Below are 25,289 nucleotides of genomic sequence, written 5' to 3' on the forward strand. Positions count from 1 at the left end.
TTTTACTCATTCAATAGCTACTGATTGGATACTTTATATTCAGCGAAAGGGTTAAGTAATAATTGATAGTGGAATGATAATAGTGATAAATGATATTGCTTTAACCGTAATATTCCGCTAATGTTAAAATCGCTAAGCAGTTTATTTAACAGTATTATTTTGTATTTTTTCGTTTCATTTATGTTAAACCTTTTGGAAATTTATGTCTGATAATTCTACAAAAATGGATACGGTAGGCCGGTTAAATAACAATTTGGCTTTGTTGCACCCTGGATCTGTAGTGACACTAGATATGTCTACCCCCGCGGGCCAACGCGGTAAATTCAGGTCAACTTTTATTGGCTATTTGAAAAAAAACTATGTCTTAGTACAATATCCCGACAGCACAAAAATGGGCAGCTTTGCAAAATACATTGCACCAGGCATGGGTGTTACAGTGCGGGGATTAATTGAAGGTCATGAAGGTGCTGTAGTCGCGTTTGTGTCAAATGTTAAGCAATCAATTCAAATACCATCACGAATTTTAGTACTTGAATTTCCTAGAGAAGTTAGTTTACAAAATTTACGTGCTTCAATGCGTATTGAAACACATATTAAAGCTAAAACTAAGATAAAAGATGAATACTGGTCGTCAGTTATATCTGATATTTCTGTCTCAGGTTGCAAGCTAATGATTAATAACGGTGAAAAACTGACCTTAACAGATGATAAGCCAGTTGAAATTATCATTGAAGACTTTCAAAGTTTAAAAAACCTCAAGCTAGAAGCTGATATTTGTAACAGTAAAATCCAAGCGGGTGGTGTGATGCTTGGTGTTAAATTTAGTGACACATGTAAAGCTGAAGTAACTAAACTTTTACAGGAAGCGGTTATTTTACCAAGCTAATTTACTTCTACATCTATAACTTTAGCCTCTATTACCCCGTCTGAAACTTCCACTTTAATATGAGTGTCTATATTAATATCATTAATACTTTTAATCATTTTACCCTCAACATCACGGGTGATGCTGTAACCCCGAGCAATCGTGGCTAATGGACTAACCATATGAAGCTGTTCACATTGATGAGCAAAACTTTCTCGTTTAGCGCTTAATAAGCGCTGTTGTGCGCTAATAAGTTTCGCCTTGAGAATAATAGCTTGCTGTAGGTTTTGCTTTATTTGATTTGATGGTGAGGCATTGAGTAAACGTTGCTCAAGATATTTAGGCTTATGCTTAAGTTGGTTTAACTCCCGGTTAATAAGCCCATGTAACCGTATACTCAATTCATCAGATTTTTGCTGTTTATTTTGTAATTGCTGTTCTGGATGTACTTGGCTTAATCTATGGTTCAAACTGGTTAAGGTGTGAGTCGAACGTTTTAATTGTTGCTTTAGCGCTAAGTGCGCACGATTAAATAGCTCGACAATTTTATTGATACGCTCATCTACATCAGCAGAAACGAGTTCTGCCGCCGCAGATGGCGTAGGGGCTCTTAAATCAGCCACATAGTCAGATAACGTTGTATCTATCTCATGCCCAACGGCACTAATGGTGGGTAATATTGATTGGAAAATAGCGCGCGCAACTAACTCTTCGTTAAAAGCCCATAAATCTTCCAGTGAACCACCGCCACGACCTATTAATAATACGTCAACTTCATTGCGCTGATTAGCCAAGGCTATTGCATGTGCAATATCATATTTAGCTTGTTCACCTTGTACTAATACCGGATAAATAATAACTTTTAATAAAGGGTTTCTGCGGTTTAATACTGTGATGATGTCTTTTACTGCTGCACCGGTTGGAGAAGTGATAATACCAACCGTTTGAATAAATTTAGGTATAGCTTGCTTGTGATGAAGCTCAAATAAGCCCTCGTTATGCAGTTTGTCTTTTAATGCTTGGTATTGTTGTCGTAATAATCCTTCACCCGCTGAGTCCATTTGTTCGATAATCAGTTGGAAATCGCCTCTGGGTTCATATAATGAAACCTTTGCCCTTACTAATACTTGTTGGCCATTTTGTGGTTTTATTCTTACCCTACGATTATTACCTTTAAACATGGCACAGCGAACTTGTGATTTTTGATCTTTTAAGGATAAATACCAATGCCCGGAGCTTGCGGCAATAAAATTGGATATTTCTCCACATAACCAGACCGTATTTAACTCACTTTCTAAGATAAAACGTACTTTTTTGGTGAGTTCACTTACTTGTAGAATATGCTGTTGAGCCATAAATGCTTTACTTTTTCTATTGTTAAGAGGTACTAAAGGACTAATTACTACTTATTATATATTTGTTTAGACAATCATCGACAGTTTATTTTCGTTTAATTGCAATTTTAAGTTTACCTTAGCTGGGAAAGCGGTTAAAATTCTGCCGCAATATTTCCTCCCTAACCACTCATTTTAGAGAGATGTTGCGATGCTAAGAATTGCCCAAGAAGCGTTAACTTTTGACGATGTTTTACTAGTACCTGCTCATTCTACGGTACTGCCCCATACTGCCGATTTAAAAACCAAATTAACTCGAAAGATCAATTTAAATGTTCCTATGATCTCTGCGTCGATGGACACAGTAACTGAAGCGCGTTTAGCCATTACCTTAGCACAAGAAGGTGGCATAGGTTTTATTCATAAAAATATGACCATTGCTGAACAAGCCAAAAATGTTTCTCAAGTAAAGAAATATGAAAGTGGTATTGTTTCAGACCCAGTAACCGTTAACCCTAGTGCAAGTATCCTAGATACTATGCGTTTAGCGGATGAGCTTGGTTTTTCTGGTTTCCCTGTTGTTGATGAAAAAAATAAATTGGTCGGTATTATTACCGGTCGTGATTTACGTTTTGAAACTGACTTAACAAAACCAGTATCAGCATTGATGACCAAAAAAGATAAATTAGTCACCGTTAAAGAAGGTGCATCGCGTGAAGAGATTTTATGTTTGATGCATGAACACCGTATTGAAAAAATTCTCATGGTTGATGATGCCTTTACCCTTAAAGGCTTAATTACCGTAAAAGATTATCAAAAAGCGGAAAGTAAACCTAACGCCTGTAAAGATGAACTAGGTCGTTTACGTGTTGGTGCTGCGGTTGGTGTTGGTGCGGGTACAGATGAACGTATCGACGCGCTAGTGGCTGCAGGTGTTGATGTATTATTAATTGATACTTCTCATGGGCATTCCCAAGGTGTACTTGACCGTGTTGCAGAAACGCGCGCTAGGTATCCTGACTTACAAATTATAGCGGGTAATGTTGCTACTGGCGCCGGTGCTAAAGCACTGGCAGATGTTGGCGTTGACGCGGTAAAAGTTGGTATAGGTCCAGGTTCTATTTGTACTACTCGTATCGTTACGGGTGTAGGTGTACCACAGTTAACCGCTATTTCGAATGCGGTTGAAGCCTTAAAAGGTACAGGTATTCCGGTTATTGCCGATGGCGGCATTCGCTTTTCGGGCGATATTGCCAAAGCCTTAGTCGCTGGCGCACATTGTGTCATGGTTGGCAGCATGTTGGCGGGTACAGAAGAAGCACCCGGTGAAGTCGAGCTTTATCAAGGTCGCTACTACAAATCATATCGTGGTATGGGTTCTTTAGGTGCCATGAGTCAGAAAGAAGGCTCAAGTGACCGTTATTTCCAAAAATCAGATGGCGAAGCAGACAAGTTAGTGCCAGAAGGTATTGAGGGTCGTGTCGCTTATAAAGGTCCTGTTGCCGCTATTATCCATCAACAAATGGGTGGTTTGCGTTCATCAATGGGCTTAACGGGTTCAGCAACGATAGAAATTATGCGTACTAAACCAGAATTTATGAAGATTACTTCTGCAGGTATGGGTGAGTCGCACGTGCATGACGTCACCATTACAAAAGAAGCACCTAACTACAGAACAGGTTAGATACTGTTGAATTATTGCCGCCCATTTTAGTGTTGTAAGTGCTTAACGAGCAAATTAAGCTCGGCGCTACGGACTTGAATAAAACGGCAATACATTCAATTGCAATACATTCAATTGCAATACATTCAATTGCAATACATTCAATTGCAATACATTCAATTGCAATACATTCAATTGCAATACATTCAATTGCAATACTTTCAATTGAATGTTGATAGAAATTACAAAATAGATGAAAGAAAACCTTCATCTACAAAATTCAAATAGGCTGAGCTGTAACTCATCATGAGAAAAGCTCAGCCTGTTCATTTTATAGTTAAATAAAAGTAGGAAAACAACATGAGTAAAGACATTCATGATCACCGCATACTGATATTAGATTTCGGTTCGCAATATACACAACTTATCGCGCGTCGTGTTCGAGAAATTGGCGTATATTGTGAGTTATGGGCTTGGGATGTTACTCAAGAACAAATTGAAGGTTTTAACCCAACCGGTATTATATTAGCTGGCGGACCTGAGTCAGTTACTGAACATAATTCTCCTCGCGCACCTGAATATGTGTTTAATGCTGGAGTACCCGTATTAGGTATTTGTTACGGTATGCAAACCATGGCCGAGCAATTGGGCGGCGGTGTTGAAGGCTCTGAGCATAAAGAATTTGGTTATGCCGCGGTTGAAGTTATTGCCAAGTCAGCGCTCTTTAATGCTATTGAAGACAATGTTAGCCAAAACGGCAATGCTTTGTTAGATGTTTGGATGAGTCACGGCGATAAAGTATCAGCTATTCCTGAAGGTTTTGTTACCGTTGCACAAACCCCTAGCTGTAAATATGCGGCTATGGCGAATGAAGAAAAGCAATTTTACGGTGTGCAATTTCATCCAGAAGTTACGCATACTAAGCAAGGCTTGCGTATTCTTGAGCATTTTGTTGTTGATATTTGTCAATGTGAAAAGCTTTGGACGCCAGCGTCAATTATTGAAGACGCAATCGAGAAAATGAAAGTACAGGTTGGCGATGACGAAGTCGTGCTTGGCTTATCTGGTGGCGTTGACTCATCAGTTGTAGCTATGCTTCTACACCGCGCGATTGGTGATAAGTTAACTTGTGTATTTGTTGATAACGGCCTGTTGCGTTTAAACGAAGGACAGCAAGTTATGGATATGTTCGGTGACCATTTTGGTCTGAACATCATTCATGTTAATGCTGAGAATCGTTTCTTAGATCGTTTAGCTGATGAGAATGATCCTGAGAAAAAACGTAAAATTATTGGTAATGTTTTTGTTGAAATATTTGACGAAGAAGCCAATAAACTTAAGAATGCTAAATGGTTAGCGCAAGGTACTATCTACCCTGATGTGATTGAATCTGCGGCGTCAGCTACCGGTAAAGCGCATGTGATCAAGTCTCACCACAATGTTGGTGGTTTACCTGAGCATATGAAACTTGGTTTAGTCGAGCCATTACGTGAATTATTCAAAGATGAAGTACGTAAAATCGGTCTTGAATTAGGTTTGCCTTACGATATGTTATATCGTCATCCGTTCCCTGGTCCAGGTTTAGGCGTACGAATTTTAGGTGAAGTGAAAAAAGAATATGCTGACTTATTACGTCGCGCTGATCATATTTTCATTGAAGAATTACACAAGCATGACTTATACAAGAAAGTAAGCCAAGCATTCACGGTATTCTTACCCGTACGATCAGTAGGCGTAATGGGCGATGCACGTAAATATGACTGGGTTGTAAGCTTACGTTGTGTTGAAACTATCGACTTTATGACGGCTCGTTGGTCGCACTTACCTTACGATTTCTTAGGATTAGTATCTAATCGCATTATTAACGAAATTGATGGTATTTCTCGTGTGGTTTACGATATATCAGGGAAGCCGCCCGCGACGATCGAATGGGAGTAACTTTGTCTTAAACTGGTTATAACATTCAACTTCTGCGTTGGAAGTACTCACCTAGTAAACTAGGCTCCGTGCGACCGCCTTGAATTTGAATGTTCTTCCTGCGTTTAGAAGTTAAGTTTATTAGAATTTGAATGTTTATTTGTAGTTATGAACAAGTAATTTCTAAATGAAAATTATAAAACCCTGAGGCTTAAACCTTGGGGTTTTCTATTTAAAACTATCAAGGAAATCATGATGAATATTGAAAGATTAGAAACTAAACCTCGTATGAGTCGCATTGTTAAACACAATGGTACTATTTATTTGTGTGGACAGGTTTGTGCCGATGCTACTCAAGATATTACCGAGCAAACGCAAACCATGTTAGATAAGGTTGAAACCCTACTAATAACGGCGGGTAGTTCAAAGCAACATATGCTTTCTGCAACCATATATTTAAAAACTATGGCTGATTTTGCCCAAATGAATGCCGTTTGGGATGCTTGGGTTCCTGATGGTTATGCACCAGCGCGTGCTTGTGTCGAGGCGGCAATGGCAAGAGATGTGCTTTTAGTTGAAATAAGTGTGGTTGCTGCTGAAATACAGTAAGCTAATGATAGATTTAAATTAAATAGGCTCTATATGTCGACGTTACAGCAATCATTAAAAACTATCTTTGGCTTTGACGACTTTAGAATCGGCCAAGAGCAAACCATCACGCAATTGCTTAATGGCGATTCTTCATTAGCTATTTTTCCTACCGGTGCAGGTAAATCACTGTGCTATCAATTAGCTGCAATTAACTTACCGCATTTAACGTTAGTAGTGTCACCGTTATTGGCTTTAATGAAGGATCAATTGGCATTTTTGCATACTAAAGGCATTCCAGCGGCCAGTATCGATTCAACACAATCATTTGAAGAGAGCCAGCAAATTAACCGAGAGGTTCGCGCAGGTAAAATTAAAATTTTAATGGTGTCGGTTGAACGTTTCAAAAACGAACGCTTTCGTCAGTTTATTGAATCCATCGCTATCTCTATGTTGGTAGTCGACGAAGCCCATTGTATTTCAGAGTGGGGGCACAATTTTCGACCTGACTATTTAAAGTTACCGCGTTACCGACAAGAGCTTAATATTCCTTTGGTGCTTTTGCTTACGGCGACTGCTACTAAACAAGTTAAGCTTGATATGGCTAATAAGTTTGCCATAAATCAAGAGCACATAGTACAAACGGGTTTCTATCGCAGTAATTTAGACTTATCTGTCTTGCCGGTAGCGGAAGTCGCAAAAAATCAAACGCTAGTCGATTTAATTCGACAGCAAAATGGCTGCGGTATTATTTATGTTACCTTGCAACAAAGTGCTGAAAAAGTAGCTGACTTTTTACAGCAACAAGGCATATCAGCCAAGGCCTATCATGCCGGTTTTAAAGATGATGTGCGTAAGCAAATTCAGCAAGATTTTATGCAGGGGAAAACCCCAATAATCGTCGCGACTATCGCCTTTGGTATGGGAATTGATAAATCTGATATTCGCTTTGTTATACATTACGACTTACCAAAATCAATTGAAAATTACAGTCAAGAAATTGGTCGTTCAGGCCGAGATAAAGGCAATGCCGAGTGCTTTACCTTAGCTAACCTTGATGGGATTCACACGGTAGAAAACTTTGTTTATGCCGATACTCCTGAGCGTGCAAGTATCGAGTATGTTTTGCAAAACATACGAAGTGAGGTACAAAATAGCCAATGGGAATTACAAGTACTGAGTTTGTCAAATGCTAGTAATATTAAGCAACTACCGCTGAAAACCTTGCTGGTTCAGTTAGAGTTACTCGGTGTTATTGACGCTAAGTTTAGTTATTTTGCTGATTTTAAATTTAAATTTGTTACGCCAAAAGAGCAGGTTGTAAATTTATTTAATGCGGATCGAAATGAATTTTTAGCACAAGTATTCAGTTGTGCAAAAATGAAAAAAATCTGGGGTGAACCTGATTTCGAACTAATGCATTCTCGCTATAATGCACCAAGAAAAAGGATTGTTTCCGCCTTAGAATACTTAGCAGAACAGCAACATATTGTCCTGGAAACTAAGAAGGCCACTGAAGTCTTTAGTGTCAACATGGCAGCGTTAGACAATAGTGAGTTGGTCGACACGCTTACTCATTACTTTCTTGAAAAAGAACAAGCCGAGATAGCGCGAATAAGTAAGTTAGTTGCATTCTTTCAAAGTGATCGCTGTTTAACCCAACAACTCGCACAATACTTTGATGATCAACAAGCACCGATAAACTGTGGACATTGTTCGGTTTGCCGAGGGCAGGTGGCAACACTCCCTTATTCGAGTAAACATCAAGCAGTGAATCCAGACACTACTGGGCTTGCTATTTTGCAGCTGCAACAGCACTTTGCTGGGTTAAAATCTACTACAGCACAGCCTGCGGATATGTTATCTATTGACACTATTTGTCGATTTTTATCGGGTATGAGTGTACCGCTGTTTACCCGTGCTAAAGTACGGCAGCTAAGTTATTTTGGCGTTTGTCAGTATATGCGCTATGCAGAAATTAAAGCACAAGTCGTCAATTGCTTAAAAGTAAAAAGCTAGATCAAAAAAGGCACTTTCTCAGTGCCTTTCGTTTTTAATCTTGTGTCTAGTTTATAAAACTAAAACTAGAGTTCAAAAGTTAGTGACTATGGCCACAACCGCCTTCAGCATGAACATGACCGTGTTCTAATTCTTCTTCAGTCGCATCGCGAACTTCTAAAATTTCAACATCAAATTTTAAGTCAATACCTGCTAATGGGTGATTACCGTCAACCGTAATTTCGTCTTCTTGTGCGTCAATCACTATAACGGTTTGCTCACCATCGTCAGTAGTGGCTCGTAGTTGACTGCCGACTTCTAGATCTTCAATACCAGCAAACATAGCTTTTGGTACGGTTTGCACAAATCCATCTTCACGTTGACCATAAGCATTATCTGCACTAACTTCAACTTCGAATTTATCACCTGCCTCGTGATCAACTAACGCTTCTTCCAAGCCAGGAATAAGGTAGTTAGAGCCTTGAATAATGGCCAATGGGCTATGATCATATGAACTATCAATTAAGGTGTCTTCGCTATCAGATACCGCGTAATGCAGTACAACAACTTTGTTGTCGGTAATTTTCATATTATGTCCTATTCAATGTCTGTGTTTAATTTATAAGGTAAAGGTAATAAGGTTAAATTTGAGGTTTGTGCTTTAATTCTGAGTTCGGTAGCATCATCAATATCGTTCGCTAAAACGCCTTGAATATAGCTCTGTTGATCACTTGCTTGATAAGTGGCTAATACGTCACCGGCTTTTCGCCAATTTTCACCGAGTTTTTTCTCGATAATATCACCTACACTAGCCTCCATATCTTTGCCTGTAAGTGCAAATAGAGCGCGTTTGTTTTTACCTAGGTATTGCATACGCGCAACCGTTTCTTGACCTAAATAACAGCCTTTAGTAAAGCTAATACCATTAATTGCTTGCAGGTTTAGCATTTGTGGCACATATTCCGCAACATACTGCTGGGATAATAGTGGGAAACCGGCGGTTATCTCGAGTAAATTCCAAACTGCATCGTTATATACCGGGCAATCTAATGTGGCGGTAAAGGTCGATAATTTCGCCGCATTATCAATAACAAGGTAACGGTCAATATTGCCAGCAATGTAAACCAAGGTGGTATTATTTTCATGTATTACTGGCGATAGTGCGTCAGGTACTTGTTGAAATAACGCCGCCATTTTTACGGATGCTTGTTGGCCTGCAATCGCGAGATAAGCCAGTTCAGTGTCTTCTACAATTTCAACCTTTGCGAATACACCAAACTTTTTTAGCTCTGCTAATGATTGTGTGATTGAACTTATCGGCTGTATTAGGAAAAATTTATTGTCGCGCTCGAGTAAACGAAATGCAGAAAATACTTTTCCTTTCGCATTACAATGAGCACCATTGAGTAACTTTTCATTCGCCAGGCTAGCTACGTCACAGGTTACTTGACCTTGGAGATATTTAATTTGTTCTTCACCGGCTAACGTAATAGCGCCAATACTATTAAGGTTAATGGCAAATACTTCTGGTAATTCGTCATAACTTGGTAAGTTATTATTCATTATGTTCATCATCCGCAATAATGCTGAAAAAAGGCTATTAACTTCATAGGTGAGGACATTTATTCAAATTACAACCACATGTGCTATTTTTCTGCTACTTTAATACTACAAACCTAGCTAATTTTATGATCAATTCGTGGCTATTTTAACTTTGGTTTTGATAGAATACGACGATATTTTATTAATTAGGGTTATGTATGACATTAACAGACAATAAACCTCGACTTCGCTGGGCTTGTCGACGCGGTATGCTAGAGTTAGATGTACTTTTTATGCCATTTGTTGAAGAAGCGTACGATGAACTATCCATTGAAGATAAAGCGGCTTTTGAGCGTTTATTAGTGTGTCAAGATCCTGAATTATTTGCATGGTTTATGGGACACGAAACTTGTGAAGATAAAGAACTCAACGCCATGGTGCAGCTTATATTACAGCGAGTTAAGGTATAATATTAACATATCGCCTTCTGCGCATAGGGCGATATTTAACTTATTATTTTATGTTGGCTTTAGCTATATTGCTTTAACGATTTTTATTGGTTTTAAGCTCTGGCTTGGACTATTAATTACACTGGTATTAGTTTTGTTTATTTTTTTATTTCAGCAACTCCCTGTGCTAGTGATAAATAAATGGCTTAAGTTGTTTACCTCAAGTGAAGACAAAAACGCAACGAGTTTTGTTTTATCAGACACCGGCGAATGCCAATTTAGCGGGCAAGCAGCCCTGCAAATATCGGCGAATTCACAGATTAATTTGTGGGGTTATTGGTTAGTGTTCAGCGCGAATAATTTTGCTGATACTCAATACTTTATTTTTAAAGACAGCTTGTCTTGTGAAGATCAGGCGCGTTTGGCCCGCAGCATAATGCGGGCGCAAAGGTAACCTAAGCAAAAATCATCAAATAAACCTAAGGTTTATAAAGGATTAAGAATAGTTATTTCCGCTTTGGGTAATAGGTCCGGATAATCAAGCGTATAATGCAAACCTCGACTTTCTTTACGACTTAATGCTGACCTTATGATCAATTCAGCCACCTGCACTAAATTACGTAATTCTAATAAGTTATTACTGACTCTAAAATTACAATAATACTCTTCAATTTCACTTTGTAAGAGTTCAACTCGGTGCAAAGCTCGCTCTAATCGTTTTGTGGTTCTGACAATACCAACAAAATCCCACATAAATAATCGTAGCTCGTGCCAGTTATGTTGTATGACAACTTCTTCGTCAGAATCGGTTACACGGCTTTCATCCCAAGGCGGTAGCTGTATAGAGGGCTTTGTCAGGTCAAGATGTTTTTCGATATCAATGGCTGCAGCTCTTGCAAATACGAGACATTCTAGTAGTGAATTACTTGCCATACGATTAGCGCCATGAAGTCCGGTATAAGCAACTTCTCCGATAGCATATAAGTTTTCAATATCGGTTTGACCCTGTTGATTAATCATTACACCACCACAAGTATAATGAGCCGCTGGAACAACAGGCATAGGCTGTTTGGTAATGTCGATACCTAGGGCTAATGTGCGTTCATAAATTGTCGGGAAGTGCTGCTTAATAAAGTCACTTGATTTGTGACTGATATCTAAATACATGCAATCAGCACCAAGACGCTTCATTTCGAAATCAATCGCGCGGGCAACAATATCACGTGGGGCTAATTCAGCGCGCTCATCAAAGCTGGGCATAAATCGACTGCCATCAGGGCGAAGTAATATTGCGCCTTCGCCTCTTAGTGCTTCGGTTAATAAAAACGTACCGGCTTCAGGGTGAAATAAGCAAGTTGGATGAAACTGATTAAATTCCATATTGGCGACGCGACAACCGGCACGCCATGCCATGGCAATGCCATCGCCACTCGCAACATCTGGATTTGACGTATATTGATAGACTTTACTGGCACCGCCTGTTGCTAGAATAATCTTCTTAGCAAAAACGCGTTCGACATGTTCGTCATTACGGTTCCAAACATAAGCGCCTATGCATTCACGCTTGGCACTTATTTGGTTTTCTTGGTAAACCAAATCAATCGCGTTATATCGTTCAAACACCCGAATACGACTATGGTTCTTAACTTGTGATACGAGTGTCGTTTGTATCGCTTGACCCGTAGCATCAGCAGAGTGCAAAATTCTACGGTGACTATGACCGCCTTCTCGAGTTAAGTGATAGCGAATATCACCATTGGCAGCAGGAATATCTTTATCAAAATTAACGCCCTTATCAATCAACCACTCTAAACAATCTTTAGCGTTTTCAACCGTATATTGCACCGCAGCTTCGTCACATAAGCCTGCACCTGCTATTAAAGTATCGGTAACATGCGATGCAACACTGTCATTTTCATCGAAGACGGCTGCTATGCCGCCTTGTGCATAAAACGTTGAACCATCGTTAATTTGGCCTTTACTAAGGATGATCACGTCGGCATTTTTAGCAAGATGCAAGGCAAGTGTTAGTCCTGCTGCACCACTACCGATAATTAAAACGTCACAATTGTGTTGTTGATTCATATATTCTTGAAATTAATGTACAATAATTGATAACTCAATATTAGCTTTTATTGTAGTTACAGAACAGCATAAAACTATTTTTATAAATAAATTTTAATTTTTTTCAATATTTATCGAACTTTTTAACACAAGGCTAGTCCTACTTGTTGCGTTTGCTATGAGCCAGATGTAAACCAGATGTAGATAAGTTAAATAATGGTGAGTAGGAGATACGGCTCAAATGAGCGAACAGAACGTTGACCAAAAGTTGGTTGAGCGGGTGCAACGTGGTGATAAAAACGCATTCAACCTGCTGGTAATTAAATATCAACATAAATTAGCAAATTTGGTTTCACGCTATGTTAAAAACCATAGTGATGTACCTGATGTAGTGCAAGAAGCATTTATTAAAGCTTATCGAGCTTTACCAAATTTCAGAGGTGATAGTGCTTTTTATACCTGGTTATACCGCATAGCAGTCAATTGTGCGAAAAACCATTTAGTTGCCGGAGGTCGTAAACCTCCAGGCTCAGATATTGAAATTGAAGATGCAGAAATGTATGACTCTGGTGATGCCTTACGTGAAAATGCCTCACCAGAAAAGTTATTACTGACAAATGAAATAAAAGAAGTTGTGTTTAAGACTATAGAGCAATTGCCGGAAGATTTGCGTACAGCGATCAACCTAAGAGAGCTAGAAGGCTTAAGTTACGAAGAAATTGCAACGATTATGGAATGTCCTGTTGGTACGGTGCGTTCGAGAATATTTAGGGCACGTGATGCCGTAGATAAAAAAATCAGACCATTATTACAACAGTAACAAGTTAAATAGTCATTAACGTAGCAATAGTAAATAGTGTATTACCTGACAAAATTTTGTTTTTTGTTGAGTAATTAATGAAGTGTTAGAATTCTAAGGTGTCTTTATGAGTGAAAATAAGTTTGAGACAGTATCGTCGATTGTTGATAATTATCAGCAAAATGATGAATTATTTGAGGAAATGCTCAATGACTCACACTTGTCAGCGACATGGCAACGTTACCATTTAATGGGTGATGTAATGCGCGGTGAAACTTCTGATGTTATTAATCTTGATCTATCGTCGAAAATAGCCGAAGCGATTGCAGATGAACCAACGATTTTAGCACCTCGTGCTAGCAATAATTTTGCTGGTAAACTAAAAGCGAAAGTAGTGCAGTTTGCGAAACCATTTGGGCAAATGGCTATTGCAGCATCAGCGGCTGGTCTTATGGTCATGGGTGTACAACAAAATACTGCCGATACCGATACTTTGTTACCCGCAAGCCAAGTAGTTAAAACTATGCCGTTTGGTGGTATTGCAGAACCGGTAAGTTTAAACTTTCAGCAAACTAGCCGCACTAGCGAAAAACAAGCCTTTATTGAACAACAAAGACGTTTTCAAGCGCTATTATCCGATCATCAACTACAAGTAAAATTAAGTTCAGTTGATGTGAAAAACACTGCCCAACAAGATAAGGCTGAAGAATCAGCTAAATGAAATTAATATCTAGTCTGCTGCTATTGGTTACCATTAGCACATCAGTAGCGGCCAATGAAAACGAACCAGCCGAACCTTGGCTTGATCGTCTCGCCAAATCTCTACAAACACTTAACTTTAGCACTTCTTTTGTTGTCGTGAAAAATAACCAAGCTGAGCCTTATCACTGGTTTCATGGCGTCGATGACAGTGGCAACGAATTAGAAATTCTTTCTTTGCTAAATGGACCGCGAAGAGATGTCCTTCGAAAGCATGATGTTGTCAGCTATATTGAGCCAGAATTACCTCCTTATTCAGTCTCTTCACAACAAATAACCGGTCCTATTCCTGCTGTTTTACGTGAAGGTGCAACTCAACTTGCCCAAACCTACGATTTTCTTTCTGTCGGACGAAGTCGCGTTTTAGGGCGTCCTGCGCAATTAATTCGTATTGTATCTAAAGATGTCTATCGTTATGGACATTGGCTGTGGTTAGACCAAAAAACCGGTATGTTATTAAAACTTGCCTTGGCTAATCGTACCGGGCAATTATTAGAGCAAATACAGTTTACCCATTTAGATATTACAACTGATTTAAGTGAAAGTTTACTGCAATTGCAACAAACAACACTACCGGCCGTTATCGAAATTCCAGAAGGGTATCAAGAACAGGCCTTACAATGGCAAGTTAAATGGTTACCTGAGGGATTTCAACGACTAAATGCCAATCGTCATCGTATGTCTGCGACTAAAAAACCCGTTGAGTTTATGCTTTTTAATGATGGTTTAGTCGATGTTTCAGTCTATGTAAACCAGAGTGAAGAGCGGCAACGTGCAACAGATTATGTTATGGACGGTGCAACCGTTGTGTTGAATCAAGTGGTGAATGGTGTTGAAGTGAGCGTTGTGGGTAAAATACCAGCGAAAACTGCAAAAGCTATTGCTGACTCTGTTGTTTTAACGCCTAAGGCCACCCCATGATAGAAGAACAAGCCACCGTTGTCGCAATTGATCATGACAATGTCACCGTGACCAGTTTGATAAAATCGGCTTGTGGTGGTTGTCAGCAAGTAGATAACTGTGGCAGTGGTCAAGTCGCAAAAGCTTTTCCGCAAAAAAAATTGTCGTTAACCTTAAAATCATCATTAGCGTTAGAACTTGGCGACAAGGTTGTTTTAGGGTTAAATGAAAGCGCACTTTTACAATCAGCATGGCAAGTGTATTTATGGCCGATATTAGGTTTGCTCATTGCTTCTTGGTTTGGACAATGGCTTGTTATTAATACTATTCTGCCACATGAAATTTTCGCAATTATACTCGGAGTTATGGGTGGTTTCGGCGGTTTTACTTTAGCTAAAAGACAACAAATTAAAAGTGCAACATGCGCAAAACTCGCCCCTAAAATTATGCGTAGAGAAAACCAAAACATCATGATTACAGAAATCACTGATTGAATCGCAACAAAAGATAGCCCCAGAGCGCTAAATTAGCTAAAATCTCGCCATTATTGAATTAACTACAAGCTTATTTGACTTTCCATTTATGAAACATATTCGAAATTTTTCTATTATCGCCCATATTGATCACGGTAAATCAACGCTATCAGATCGCCTAATACAACATTGTGGTGGTCTACAAGAACGTGAGATGGAAGCCCAAGTACTTGATTCTATGGATATTGAGCGCGAACGTGGTATCACCATTAAAGCGCAAAGTGTTACCTTGGACTATAAAGCGAAAAACGGTGAAGTGTACCAACTCAACTTTATCGATACGCCTGGTCACGTTGATTTCTCTTATGAAGTGTCCCGTTCATTAGCTTCTTGTGAAGGTGCTTTGCTAGTGGTTGACGCTGGTCAAGGTGTTGAAGCACAAACAGTTGCAAACTGTTACACGGCTCTCGAAATGGACTTGGAAGTTATTCCAATTCTAAACAAAATTGATTTACCACAAGCTGATCCTGAACGTGTTAGTGAAGAAATTGAAGATATTATCGGTATCGATGCTACCGGTGCCGTTACATGTTCTGCGAAAACGGGTTTAGGTATTGAGGATGTTTTAGAAACTATTGTTGAAAATATTCCTGCGCCAGAAGGTGACCCCGATGCGCCGCTGCAAGCACTTATTATCGATTCGTGGTTTGATAATTACCAAGGCGTAGTGTCATTGGTTCGAATTATGAATGGCCAAGTTAAAAAAGGCGATAAAATGGTGGTTATGTCGACAGGACAAAACCATATAATCGACAAAGTTGGTATTTTTACGCCTAAACAAAAAGACACGGGCATATTAAAAGCTGGTGAAGTAGGCTTTATTATTGCGGGTATTAAAGAGATTCATGGTGCACCTGTAGGTGACACGATTACTATCTTTAAAAAAGAAGCTGACAAGGCTTTACCTGGCTTTAAAAAAGTGCAGCCACAAGTTTACGCCGGTATTTTCCCGATCAGCTCAGATGAGTACGAAAACTTCCGAGATGCTTTGAATAAACTTAGCCTAAATGATGCATCGCTATTTTTTGAACCTGAAAACTCATCTGCATTAGGTTTTGGTTTCCGTATTGGTTTCTTGGGCATGTTGCACATGGAAATTGTACAAGAGCGTCTTGCTCGTGAATACGACCTTGATCTAATCACGACAGCCCCGACCGTAAATTACGAAATTGCCTGTACCAACGGTGATGTTATCTCAATTGATAACCCTAGCGACTTACCGGCAACAAATAATATTGAAGAAATTCGTGAACCAATAGTACAAGCCAATATTTTGGTACCACAAGAGCATTTAGGTAATGTTATTACCTTGTGCATAGAAAAACGTGGTGTCCAAAAAGATATTATTTATCACGGTAACCAAGTCGCGGTAACGTATGAATTACCCATGGCTGAAGTGGTCATGGACTTCTTTGATAAATTAAAGTCGACCAGTAGAGGTTATGCTTCATTAGATTATCACTTTGTTCGTTTTGAAACAGCAGACATGGTACGTGTTGACGTTATGATCAACGGTGATAGAGTTGATGCTTTAGCCATGATCACGCATCGCGCAAACTCAGTTGCCCGTGGTCGTATGCTGGTTGAAAAACTAAAAGAACTGATTCATCGTCAAATGTTTGATATCGCTATTCAAGCGACCATTGGTAACAATGTTATCGCGCGTACTACGGTCAAACAGCTTCGTAAGAACGTAACCGCAAAATGTTATGGTGGTGATATTTCTCGTAAGAAAAAATTACTACAGAAACAAAAAGATGGTAAGAAACGTATGAAGCAAGTAGGTAATGTAGAAGTGCCACAAGAAGCGTTTTTAGCCGTGCTTAAGTTAGATAAATAATTATCCAATTTGACTCATTAAAAAAATAGTACACTTAATGAGTCAAATTAGTATTACTAAACAACAGGAATAATATGGCAGTTTACTTTTCAATATTTTTAGTCATTGTTACCGCGATTACCGGTATTATTTGGCTAGCTGATAAATTTTATTTAGCGCCGCAAAGGCAGTTAAAGCTGGCGGCTACGCAAGCACAATGCGAGGGAGAGTTAAGCGACGACGTTGTTGATAAAATTCTTGATGCACCTTACTTTATTGATACCCCCGTGCAAATTTTCCCCGTTATTGCTTTTGTATTGATATTACGTTCATTTATTTACGAACCTTTTCAAATACCGTCTGGCTCTATGATGCCAACATTACTTGACGGTGACTTTATTTTAGTTAATAAATTTAACTATGGTTTACGCGATCCTGTCGTACGTAACAAGTTTATTGAAGTTGGCCTGCCTGAACGTGGTGATGTTGTGGTATTCAAATATCCACAAAATCCACAAATTGATTACATTAAACGCGTGGTCGGTTTACCGGGTGATAGAATTATATATAAAAATAAAATTCTATATATCAAACCCGCGTGTTTAGCTTCAGACGAAAAATGCCCTGACTTTGAACAAGTAGAACAAACATTTAAAAATAAAACTGATTATAACGATCAAGGCATGCCTTTATCGCGTTACACCTCAACTATGGGTGAGAAAACCCATGACTTATTAGTTAATGAGCAAATACTGCCGCGTATACAGCATTATTTTAAGCAAGGTGGTACACAAGCGAATGAGTTTGCTGTCCCTAAAGGGCATTACTTTGTGATGGGTGATAATCGCGACAATAGCTTAGATGGTCGCTTTTGGGGCTTTGTTCCAGAAGAAAACTTAGTCGGTGAGGCGGTTGCGATCTGGATGAGTTTTGATTTTGATCGTGCACCTGATAGTTTCTTACCACGTTGGATACCAACAAGCGTACGTTTTTCTCGAATTGGCGGAATTGAATAACTGTGTTACATACTCCTGCCGCTATCGCACGGCTATCAAAAAAAATTGGCTATAGTTTTAAAGAGCCTAAGTTATTATTACAAGCGCTAACGCATCGAAGTGCTAAAGGTGCGCATAATGAACGTTTAGAGTTTTTAGGTGATTCTATTTTAGGCTTTGTTATTGCCGAATCCTTGTATCAAAAGTTCCCAAAACAAGCCGAAGGCGACTTAACACGCATGCGGTCAAGTCTGGTTAGAGGTGTTACTTTAGCAGAGGTTGGTCGCGCGTTTGATTTAGGACAATATTTGATTTTAGGGCCAGGTGAGCTTAAAAGTGGTGGGCATCGCAGAGATTCGATCCTGGAAGATGCCATAGAAGCTATCATAGGTGCCGTTTATTTAGACTCAGACTTGCCAACTTGTCAGGCACTTATTCTCAGCTGGTTTGAAAAACGCTTAACCGATATTAAACCCGGTAACGAACAAAAAGACCCAAAAACACGTTTACAAGAATACTTGCAAGGACGAAAAATTCCTTTGCCACAATATGATGTAATTAACACCACGGGGCAATCACATAATCAGCAGTTCACGGTACGTTGTACAACAAGCGTGCTTGAGAATGAAGTGATTACTAAAGGCAGTAGCCGACGTAAAGCTGAGCAATCAGCCGCTTTGCAGGTTTTAGCATTAATCGAACAAGTTAAATAGCTTGTTTGACAATTAAGTTGATAATTTAATCATGACTACAGAACAAACTCATTGCGGTCTTATTGCCATTGTTGGCCGTCCGAATGTTGGTAAATCAACATTACTGAATACTCTACTTGGCCAAAAAGTTAGTATTACGTCACGTAAGCCACAAACGACTCGACACCGTATATTAGGCATTTTAACTGAGGGTAATAATCAAGCTGTGTTAGTTGATACCCCAGGCCTTCATTCAGAAGAAAAACGTGCGATTAACCGCCTAATGAACCGTGCAGCCAGCAGTACCTTGGCAGAAGTTGAAACGGTAGTTTTTTTAGTGGAAGGTACTCATTGGACATCTGACGATGAAATGGTACTAACAAAAATAAAAAACAGTGGTGCGCCATGTGTATTAGTGGTCAATAAAATTGATAATATACAAGATAGAGACACTTTACTGCCACATTTACAGAAGCTAGGTGCAATGCATGACTTCGCTGATATTGTGCCAATTTCAGCCAGTAAAGGTGAAAATGTTGATGCTATCAAGAAGATTTGTTTCAATGCATTACCAGAAGGCGACTTTTGGTTTCCTGAAGACTATATAACCGATCGCTCAAGTCGATTTATGGCCTCTGAAATTGTCCGTGAAAAGTTAATTCGCTTTACGGGCGATGAATTACCTTATTCAACTACTGTGGAAATTGAACAGTTTAAGATTGACGATAAAGGTATCTTGCATATAAACGCGCTAATATTAGTAGAAAGAACAACTCAAAAGCGTATGGTTATTGGTAATAAAGGCGAGAAACTCAAGGTTATCGGCCAAGAAGCTAGACGAGATATGGAAAATCTATTTGAACGTAAAGTCTTTTTAGAAACGTGGGTTAAGGTTAAATCAGGCTGGGCAGATGACGAGCGCGCATTAAGAAGCTTAGGCTACGGCGATGATTATTCGGGTTAATTTTAAAATTTTCGACTCGTTACTTTTTTATATTATAGTTATTCAGGCTTAGCCCATACCAAAATAGGTGCTTGGTTCATTCATGAACTTGGCACCTATTGTTATTAATCTTCAAATTCTCGCTAAGTGATCAGTTCGTTATAATTGGACCAACTTGGATTGTAGATGCAAGAAATTACCCAGTCAGCTTTTGTTCTTCATACTCGACCTTATCGAGAAAACCAGCTGTTAGTTGACTTGTTAACTGAGCACGACGGTAAGCTGGCGGCGTTAAGCTATGTCGGCCACTCAACAAAATCGAGTCGTAAGGCGTTATTACAGCCTTTCTTACCGATTAGCGTTACTTTAAAAGGGCAGCAAAGCCTAAAAAGCTTGATTCGTGTAGAGCCGATTGGAAAATCTTTTCTTTTAAAAAAAAATGCTTTATTCAGTGCGTTTTATATTAATGAATTATTGGTTAAATTGCTGGGCGAAAATATTGCCTGTGGCGAGCTTTTTCAACAATATATAACTTGCTTAACGTCTTTAGCTGAGGCGAGTAATATTGAAATTTGTTTGCGAGAATTTGAATTGATGCTAATGGAAGAGTTGGGAATTTCTTTTGATTTTTCATTAGTATTTGAGCATAGTGCTCAGGGTTTCTATTATCTTCCAGATGAGGGCTTTATACCCGCTTACACACAGCTAAAGCAGCCTTGTTATGACCGACTGCATCTGCAAGCTATTGCACAGCAGGACTTATCGACACCCGAAGTACTCATCACATTTAAAAATTTGATGAGGCAGGTCATTAACCACTTACTCAATGGCGTGCCGTTGAATAGCCGTAAATTATTTAGTAAGAAAGCATAACCAAGCTTAAAGCTTAGCAGCATAGCTTTGAGAAATTTAAACGTTAAAATATAAACAAAAACATGATTAGGATTGAATATGAAAGATATTTTATTAGGCGTAAACGTAGATCATATTGCCACATTACGACAAGCGCGGGGTACTAATTATCCTGATCCTGTCTATGCAGCGTCTGTTGCAGAACATGCAGGAGCGGATGGTATTACCGTGCATTTACGTGAAGATCGTCGTCATATCCAAGACCGAGATATTTATGTATTAAAAGAAACGTTACATACACGTATGAACTTTGAAATGGCCGTTACCGATGAAATGTTGGATATTGCCTGTGATGTAAAACCGGTATTTTGTTGTTTGGTGCCAGAAAAACGTGAAGAACTAACCACTGAAGGTGGTTTAGATGTGGCTGGTCAACAAGATAAAGTTAATGCAGCAGTAGCTAGATTAGCTGGGGCAGGGATACAAACTAGTTTATTTATAGATGCTGATAAAAAGCAAATTGATGCTGCGCTGATCAGTAAAGCAACTTATATCGAAATTCATACTGGGCAATATGCTGAAGCAAAAAATGAAGAAGAGCAACAACTAGAGCTTGCTCGCTTAGTTGAAGGTATTGAGTATGCACATTCTTTAGGTTTAAAAGTTAATGCCGGTCATGGACTTAATTACTTCAACGTGAAGCCAATAGCAGCAATACCTGAAATAATTGAGCTTAATATTGGCCATGCCATTATCGCCCGTGCGGTAATTGATGGTTTAGATAAAGCCATTAGAGATATGAAACGTTTAATGCTTGAAGCTCGTGGCTTAGCGTAACTTAGCGTTTGAGAGGGTTAAAATTTGTCAGTTGTGGGAATTGGTACCGATATAGTTGATATTCGCCGTATTGCAAACATGGCTGACAATGCACAGCAACGTCTAGCGAAGCGAATTTTAACAACTAAAGAATACCAGCACTATTTAACGTTAAAACAGCCTGAACGTTTTCTTGCTAAGCGCTGGGCAGGTAAAGAAGCTGCGGCTAAAGCACTAGGTACCGGTATTGCTAACGGAGTGTCATTTCAACATTTTGATATCGTCTCGCTATCGTCTGGACAACCGACCCTTGAGCTCAGCGCAAAAGCGTTAACGCTAGCCGAAAGTTTAGGGGCAAGTACATGGCATATATCGCTTTCAGATGAAGTGAAATATGCAACAGCCTTTGTCGTGCTATCAAAGTAGTCCCCCTCAATAAGTATGATATTTAGCGTTATTTAATAACGCTAAAAAAATTATGACCTAGCAATAATATATGTTCTATACTTGAATGAAGCTGATTGAATGTATAATCCGCAGTTGTAGAGTTGGGAGTTGTAATGCAGACACAAAAATATCCTATTGTAGATAGGCGTCAAGAACCACCAGAGCAATCAATATGGTGGACTAAGCTCTCGTTGGCGCAAAAATTTTCTGCTAGCAGTTTAGGTAAATTTGGTTATGAATTAAGTTTTGTACGCAATGAACGTGGGCACAGTCTCGCGGTGTTAATGTGTGATTCAGGCGTTGCTGTGATCACTGAAGACGGTGATATTAATACCTCTCCAGATATAAAAATACGTTAATTTTTAATTACTGACAGCGTTAAAGGTTGGCTTTAAACTATACTGATTTCAGTTGTATTGACCTCAAGTACAACGGTTTATACTATATTTTTTTGATAAACTCTTCCGCATCCTTCAGTACTAAATCTATTTGCTCAAAAAACTCAAAAAATTCTGGCTGTAAGTCATCTAAGCCAATACCTCTTTTTAATTCCGTTTCAAGCTCATGCGTTACCTTGCCTAAGCTGGGTACACCAGAATAACAGCAAGCACCGTTTAGTTTGTGTATTAACACTTTTAGTTGTTCAATATCTTGCGAGATAAGTGCTTCAGAAATATTTGCTTTGGTTTCTGGTAAGCTATTAACTAAGCCAATAAACATGTCTTTGGCTAAGGTTTTTTTATGTCCTGCTCGTTGTAATGCAAGCTTCCAGTCAATAATTTGAGGTCTAGAACTGGTAACAGGTCCAGGCAGGGGTACAATCAGTTCAGGGCGATTAGCGAGCAATGTCGAGTCACAATACTCATAAATACTATGATGAAGCATACCTTCATCAATCGGCTTTGTAATAAATGAGTTAAAGCCATTGTCGAGTAATTTATCTTTTTCTTCTCCAAAGACGTGTGCGGTCACAGCAATTATTGGCGTGTGCTCATTAAGTGTTTGTTGACGAATAATAGACAAAGCAGAAATACCATCAAGTACAGGCATCTGTATATCCATAAAAATAAGTGCAAATTTTTCATTGCGGCATAAATCTACCGCTTTAGCGCCGTCAGTAGCTGTGGTGACATCATTTACTTGCTCAAGCAGTAATTCTTTTATTAATTTTAAATTGGCTTCATTATCATCTACTGCAAGGACCTTAATCGGAACTTTTTGCTCTGAAATTTCAATCAGGGTATTACGTTCTGGCGTTGCTGTTGGAACAAGTGTTTTACTTAAACGCTGTATTGTTATTGGTTTGCTGATACAAGTTTTAGCACCGCTTGAAATTAAGGCTTCATGTAAACTGGGTGAATTGCTGTTAATGGCTAAATGTATCGACGGAATAATATCTTTAAGGGTAAAAACAAATTTTTTCACGTCGTTTAGCGCTGATGGTGTCACATCGTGACCTATTAAGGCAAAGTCGAATGACGCTAGCATTTTTTTATTTGCTAGTAGATCGTCCATCTCACTTCGTTGACTAATACAAGTGAGTTTCATTTGCCAACTTGCCAGTATTTCACTTGTTGCTAAACGACTTGCGGGATTAGGCTCATAATACAATATTGATTTACCACTGAGGCTTTCTGGAATGGGTAACTGTACCGTTGGTATTGTGTTTAACTCACATTGGAATGTAAACCAAAAGGTGGAGCCTTCATTTTCAATACTTTCAAAGCCAATATTGCCTTGCATCTCAGATGCCAAGCGTTGTGAGATAACTAACCCTAAGCCTGTACCCCCATAAATGCGGGTAACACTTCTATCACCTTGACCAAAGGCTTCAAAGATTGAATTTTGTTGCTGACTTGGAATGCCAATACCCGTGTCTTGGACTGTGACTCTAATTTTGTAGAGGTTTTTGCCAATAAGGCTGCCTTCAAGGTTGATGTCTACGGAGCCCTTATCTGTAAACTTGATAGCATTACTGGCTAAGTTAACCATAACTTGTTTGATCCGCATGGCGTCACCGATGAGAGAATCAGGCAACTGAGGACTAACGCGTAATGATAATTCTATGTGCTTTTTATGGGCACTAGGTGCCAGTAAAGTTAAGGTTTCTTCAATGGATTCACGAATTGAAAATGGAATATTTTCAATAATCATTTTACCCGCGTCAAGTTTAGAGAAGTCTAAAATATCATTAATAATAGATAAAAGGCTGGCAGCAGAACGTTCGATAGTTTGTAAGTGATCGCGCTGTGAATCGCTTAAGGGGGTTTTTAATACTTGTCGAGTAAAGCCGATAACACCATTGAGCGGTGTCCGTAATTCATGACTCATATTGGCTAAAAATTCAGACTTTACTTTATTGGCATCCTGAGCTTTACGTTTAGCAATATCTAACTCGACGTTTTGTATCTCAAATTGCTCTAAACTTTCACGTAGATCTATCGTAGCCTGGTCAATGCTTCGTTGCATTTCATCTTGATAATCGCCCAAAGACTGCGCCATGGCATTTACACCATTTTTTAAAAAGTTTAATTCGCCAACAAGCTGACCACTGATACGGCTTTCTATTTTACCTTCTCTAATACGGTCAATGGCTAAGACCATTGATGATATCGGACGAGTGACGCTATTGATGAGCTTATAGGCAAAAAATGCGCTGATGATAAAGCCTGCAAGTAAAATGAAAAATACAGTAACTAGCAGATGTTGTTGAGCGTACTTAATCGTACTCTTATCAATTTGTATGGCGATATAACCAATAATATTCATGTCTAAGGCGGTATTATTAGTATGAGTTGTAAACTCGTCAATAATGGGCGCGCGATAGATGAGATAGTCACCGTGATCATCATACTGAATACGTTTGGGCAGACTTTGCCCTGCTTTGATTCGCATGGTGTGGGTATCACCGTGATAAGCACTGGTGACGAAAATTTGATTGTCGTTAGTAAAAATGGCTATGCTTTTGATAATGTCAGACTGACTACGATGGCTAAAGCCTATCAAGGTCCTTAAGCTATCTCTTTTTTTCGCTAATAAAGGCTCAGCACTACTAATGGCAAGGGGAGATATAATGCTAGTAGCACGTTGATAAATAAACTGATCGAGTTCGTTATAGCGACTATAAGATAAGTAGCCAGCTACAGTGAAGCTGATTAATGTGGTCGGAAAGATAGTAAGTAATATGACCCAATCTTTCAGGCTTTTTTTATGCATTTTTTGCTGAGCTTTAGTGTGAAATCTTTGGGTTAATAACGCTATAATGGCACAATTGAGACTAATACCAAATAGATAATCGTTCACCACAGCAGCTA

At 39.0% G+C, this 25,289-nt stretch carries 24 protein-coding genes; 19 read left to right on the forward strand and 5 right to left on the reverse strand.

Annotated features, from left to right (window positions below; translation table 11 throughout):
- Positions 1–202: 202 nt before the first annotated feature.
- A complete protein-coding gene (locus tag A3Q33_RS11975) occupies positions 203–886 on the forward strand; it encodes a flagellar brake domain-containing protein (RefSeq protein ID WP_081180145.1) in 684 nt (227 codons plus the stop codon).
- Here the strand turns inward: A3Q33_RS11975 and xseA are convergent.
- Positions 883–2,220, reverse strand: a complete 1,338-nt coding sequence (gene xseA / locus A3Q33_RS11980) for an exodeoxyribonuclease VII large subunit (RefSeq protein WP_081180146.1) — start codon at positions 2,218–2,220, stop codon at positions 883–885. The two genes, A3Q33_RS11975 and xseA, sit on opposite strands and share 4 nt — an antisense overlap.
- Before the next feature lie 190 nt (positions 2,221–2,410).
- On the opposite strand from xseA, the gene guaB reads away from it, so the two are divergent.
- From guaB to A3Q33_RS12000, 4 genes are all read left to right on the forward strand, one after another.
- Complete coding sequence (gene guaB / locus A3Q33_RS11985) at positions 2,411–3,883, forward strand: IMP dehydrogenase (RefSeq protein WP_081180147.1); 1,473 nt, start codon at positions 2,411–2,413, stop codon at positions 3,881–3,883.
- A 339-nt stretch (positions 3,884–4,222) separates the two neighbouring features.
- Complete coding sequence (gene guaA, locus A3Q33_RS11990) at positions 4,223–5,800, forward strand: glutamine-hydrolyzing GMP synthase (RefSeq protein WP_081180148.1); 1,578 nt, start codon at positions 4,223–4,225, stop codon at positions 5,798–5,800.
- A gap of 234 nt (positions 5,801–6,034) precedes the next feature.
- Positions 6,035–6,388, forward strand: coding sequence for a RidA family protein (locus tag A3Q33_RS11995; RefSeq protein ID WP_081180149.1), 354 nt, complete (start codon positions 6,035–6,037; stop codon positions 6,386–6,388).
- Between the two features lie 33 nt (positions 6,389–6,421).
- The gene (locus A3Q33_RS12000; protein WP_081180150.1) at positions 6,422–8,386 is read left to right on the forward strand and encodes a RecQ family ATP-dependent DNA helicase; all 1,965 of its coding nucleotides are present in this window, start codon (positions 6,422–6,424) and stop codon (positions 8,384–8,386) included.
- 79 nt (positions 8,387–8,465) lie between these two features.
- Here the strand turns inward: A3Q33_RS12000 and A3Q33_RS12005 are convergent, their stop codons facing one another.
- Together A3Q33_RS12005 and ygfZ are read right to left on the reverse strand one after the other, a co-directional pair.
- Positions 8,466–8,954, reverse strand: coding sequence for an FKBP-type peptidyl-prolyl cis-trans isomerase (locus tag A3Q33_RS12005; RefSeq protein WP_081180151.1), 489 nt, complete (start codon positions 8,952–8,954; stop codon positions 8,466–8,468).
- 8 nt (positions 8,955–8,962) lie between these two features.
- Positions 8,963–9,928 carry a tRNA-modifying protein YgfZ gene (gene ygfZ, locus A3Q33_RS12010; protein WP_231295654.1) on the reverse strand — a complete coding sequence of 322 codons (966 nt, stop codon included), beginning with the start codon at positions 9,926–9,928 and terminating at the stop codon, positions 8,963–8,965.
- A 197-nt stretch (positions 9,929–10,125) separates the two neighbouring features.
- Here ygfZ and A3Q33_RS12015 point away from each other — a divergent pair, with 197 nt between their 5' ends.
- Together A3Q33_RS12015 and A3Q33_RS12020 are read left to right on the forward strand one after the other, a co-directional pair.
- Positions 10,126–10,377 carry an FAD assembly factor SdhE gene (locus tag A3Q33_RS12015; protein ID WP_081180153.1) on the forward strand — a complete coding sequence of 84 codons (252 nt, stop codon included), beginning with the start codon at positions 10,126–10,128 and terminating at the stop codon, positions 10,375–10,377.
- A 133-nt stretch (positions 10,378–10,510) separates the two neighbouring features.
- The gene (locus A3Q33_RS12020; RefSeq protein WP_081180154.1) at positions 10,511–10,810 is read left to right on the forward strand and encodes a hypothetical protein; all 300 of its coding nucleotides are present in this window, start codon (positions 10,511–10,513) and stop codon (positions 10,808–10,810) included.
- Between the two features lie 32 nt (positions 10,811–10,842).
- On the opposite strand, the gene nadB is transcribed toward A3Q33_RS12020, so the two are convergent.
- The gene (nadB, locus tag A3Q33_RS12025) at positions 10,843–12,441 is read right to left on the reverse strand and encodes an L-aspartate oxidase (RefSeq protein WP_081180155.1); all 1,599 of its coding nucleotides are present in this window, start codon (positions 12,439–12,441) and stop codon (positions 10,843–10,845) included.
- Positions 12,442–12,661: 220 nt separating this feature from the next.
- Between nadB and rpoE the strand changes: the two genes are divergently transcribed.
- The 12 genes from rpoE (at position 12,662) to A3Q33_RS12085 (ending at position 22,334) form a co-directional block, all read left to right on the forward strand.
- The gene (gene rpoE / locus A3Q33_RS12030) at positions 12,662–13,240 is read left to right on the forward strand and encodes an RNA polymerase sigma factor RpoE (RefSeq protein ID WP_081180156.1); all 579 of its coding nucleotides are present in this window, start codon (positions 12,662–12,664) and stop codon (positions 13,238–13,240) included.
- A gap of 106 nt (positions 13,241–13,346) precedes the next feature.
- On the forward strand, positions 13,347–13,940 hold the full coding sequence (locus A3Q33_RS12035; protein WP_081180157.1) for a sigma-E factor negative regulatory protein: 594 nt from the start codon (positions 13,347–13,349) through the stop codon (positions 13,938–13,940).
- Positions 13,937–14,899 carry a MucB/RseB C-terminal domain-containing protein gene (locus A3Q33_RS12040; RefSeq protein ID WP_081180158.1) on the forward strand — a complete coding sequence of 321 codons (963 nt, stop codon included), beginning with the start codon at positions 13,937–13,939 and terminating at the stop codon, positions 14,897–14,899. Before A3Q33_RS12035 ends, A3Q33_RS12040 begins: the two co-directional genes overlap by 4 nt.
- A complete protein-coding gene (locus tag A3Q33_RS12045; RefSeq protein WP_081180159.1) occupies positions 14,896–15,372 on the forward strand; it encodes a SoxR reducing system RseC family protein in 477 nt (158 codons plus the stop codon). Before A3Q33_RS12040 ends, A3Q33_RS12045 begins: the two co-directional genes overlap by 4 nt.
- 88 nt (positions 15,373–15,460) lie before the next feature.
- Positions 15,461–17,251, forward strand: coding sequence for a translation elongation factor 4 (gene lepA, locus A3Q33_RS12050; RefSeq protein ID WP_081180160.1), 1,791 nt, complete (start codon positions 15,461–15,463; stop codon positions 17,249–17,251).
- 74 nt (positions 17,252–17,325) lie between these two features.
- Positions 17,326–18,246, forward strand: coding sequence for a signal peptidase I (lepB, locus tag A3Q33_RS12055; RefSeq protein ID WP_081180161.1), 921 nt, complete (start codon positions 17,326–17,328; stop codon positions 18,244–18,246).
- Positions 18,247–18,248: 2 nt separating this feature from the next.
- A complete protein-coding gene (rnc, locus tag A3Q33_RS12060) occupies positions 18,249–18,938 on the forward strand; it encodes a ribonuclease III (RefSeq protein WP_196797951.1) in 690 nt (229 codons plus the stop codon).
- 31 nt (positions 18,939–18,969) lie between these two features.
- Entirely contained in the window at positions 18,970–19,881 is a 912-nt protein-coding gene (gene era / locus A3Q33_RS12065; RefSeq protein ID WP_081180162.1) for a GTPase Era, read from the forward strand.
- Between the two features lie 165 nt (positions 19,882–20,046).
- A complete protein-coding gene (gene recO, locus A3Q33_RS12070; protein ID WP_081180163.1) occupies positions 20,047–20,733 on the forward strand; it encodes a DNA repair protein RecO in 687 nt (228 codons plus the stop codon).
- A gap of 78 nt (positions 20,734–20,811) precedes the next feature.
- Positions 20,812–21,549, forward strand: a complete 738-nt coding sequence (gene pdxJ, locus A3Q33_RS12075; protein WP_081180164.1) for a pyridoxine 5'-phosphate synthase — start codon at positions 20,812–20,814, stop codon at positions 21,547–21,549.
- A gap of 24 nt (positions 21,550–21,573) precedes the next feature.
- The gene (gene acpS, locus A3Q33_RS12080; RefSeq protein ID WP_081180165.1) at positions 21,574–21,954 is read left to right on the forward strand and encodes a holo-ACP synthase; all 381 of its coding nucleotides are present in this window, start codon (positions 21,574–21,576) and stop codon (positions 21,952–21,954) included.
- A gap of 134 nt (positions 21,955–22,088) precedes the next feature.
- Complete coding sequence (locus A3Q33_RS12085) at positions 22,089–22,334, forward strand: hypothetical protein (RefSeq protein ID WP_081180166.1); 246 nt, start codon at positions 22,089–22,091, stop codon at positions 22,332–22,334.
- An 82-nt stretch (positions 22,335–22,416) separates the two neighbouring features.
- Here A3Q33_RS12085 and barA read toward each other — a convergent pair whose 3' ends face one another.
- The gene (gene barA, locus A3Q33_RS12090) at positions 22,417–25,278 is read right to left on the reverse strand and encodes a two-component sensor histidine kinase BarA (RefSeq protein ID WP_231295656.1); all 2,862 of its coding nucleotides are present in this window, start codon (positions 25,276–25,278) and stop codon (positions 22,417–22,419) included.
- Positions 25,279–25,289 lie beyond the last annotated feature (11 nt).

This window comes from Colwellia sp. PAMC 21821 (assembly GCF_002077175.1).
In the GTDB taxonomy this organism is placed as follows: Bacteria; Pseudomonadota; Gammaproteobacteria; order Enterobacterales; family Alteromonadaceae; genus Cognaticolwellia.